Origin of the sequence: Plesiomonas sp., assembly GCF_051650925.1 — a bacterium.
In the GTDB taxonomy this organism is placed as follows: domain Bacteria; phylum Pseudomonadota; class Gammaproteobacteria; order Enterobacterales; family CAMTGL01; genus Plesiomonas.
This window is the reverse complement of sequence record NZ_JBOFRH010000167.1, coordinates 1-1,327: the sequence shown is the minus strand read 5'-3', so window position 1 is coordinate 1,327 and position 1,327 is coordinate 1. Positions and strand designations below refer to the sequence as shown.

The 1,327-nt window shown below is 45.3% G+C and carries 1 protein-coding gene and 1 pseudogene; both read left to right on the top strand.

The annotated features are described in order from the left end of the window. Positions 1 to 161, top strand: a pseudogene (locus ACRC27_RS03860) (Cys-tRNA(Pro) deacylase); the annotation flags it as partial. A 4-nt stretch (positions 162 to 165) separates the two neighbouring features. After that, positions 166 to 546 (top strand): lysozyme inhibitor LprI family protein, encoded by a 381-nt coding sequence (locus tag ACRC27_RS03855; RefSeq protein WP_010862044.1) that lies wholly within the window; start codon positions 166 to 168, stop codon positions 544 to 546. The last annotated feature ends 781 nt before the right edge of the window (positions 547 to 1,327 follow it).

The following is a 1,327-nucleotide window of genomic DNA, read 5'->3' as shown; positions in this document are numbered from 1 at the left end:
GACAAAAGAAGCTGCTGCCGACCCTGCTGGATCAAGGCGCCGACGCATTTTCTTCGATCCTCGTCTCCGGTGGTAAACGCGGACTGGACATCGAACTAGCACCTCAGGATTTACTCACTGTATTAAATGGAAAGTTGGCACCCATAGCCAAAGAGGAGTGACCCCATGCGCAACGCGATTCTGTTTTCCTGTGCTTTGCTGATCAGCAGCCCACTGCTGGCCAATCCGCTGAGTGAATGCACCACCAGTGGTCAAAATCACCAGCAAGTGACTGACTGCCTGACTGCGCGCCTCGATGCGGCGCAGAAAAAAGTCCATGCGACCATGGTAAAACAGACCGCCGCGATGCAAGAGTTGGAAGGTCTGAGTGCCGGCGCGAAAGGTGCCAGCGCTGCATTGCAAGATGCGCTGAATAGCTACAACACATACAGCGATAAGGTTTGTACCGCCAAACGTCTGCAATACGCCTCCGGTAACGGTGCCGGCCAAGCGGAGTTAGCCTGTAAAATCGAAGTTGCTGAACAATTTGCAGCCTTGATGGACTAACCGCCACCGCTCAGCCGCCGCAACTCAGGCTGCGGTTGGTTGCCTTGGTTACTCGCGGCAGTAAGTGGACTTATTGTGCGTACTGTCTATATAGCTATATAAGCATTCTTCATGCTGTGCATAGACAGTGCGCCCTATCCGCTTGGTCTGATGAACGTGAACCCGTAACACTCGTTAGCGACATGGTTACTGATAGCTTTTAGCGGCGTTGATGCCCGGCGCAAATCGCGCTCATCACACAAATACTGGAAAATCTTACGCTCTGTTCACAAAATAGCGAAAAACCGCCTTTTAAAACAAATAATTAACAACATGACAAGCCTCAGTAATCGCATGAAAAATTCTCTCTTTATAACAATGAGTTATTGAGTGAGTGGTTGTTATACCATAACAGTATCTGCGTTACTGCCTTGCTAATAAGGCAAATATTCACTTTTTGCCTCCGCCAGTCTCTAAACTCAATTTAGCCATTTTTGTTGATACAGATCACATTTTTATCATCTAAAATGTTTATTTTTTATTCATTTTTTTATGCCAATTGCTATCGACAAAGATCACAATTGATCATTTATTCAACAATAGATTTTACCTTGATCACATTTCGCAATATTAATTGATGAATTATCACTCAATATGTGACTGTTGGTTTTTATCAGTCACATAAAAGGCTACTTGGCGTCCGATTTGATTAACTCGCACACAATCCTATAATCAACTCAGTTTTACGGCACCGCCGAACTTCATAATTCATAACAACATCCTCTAGGATGACGACTCACTG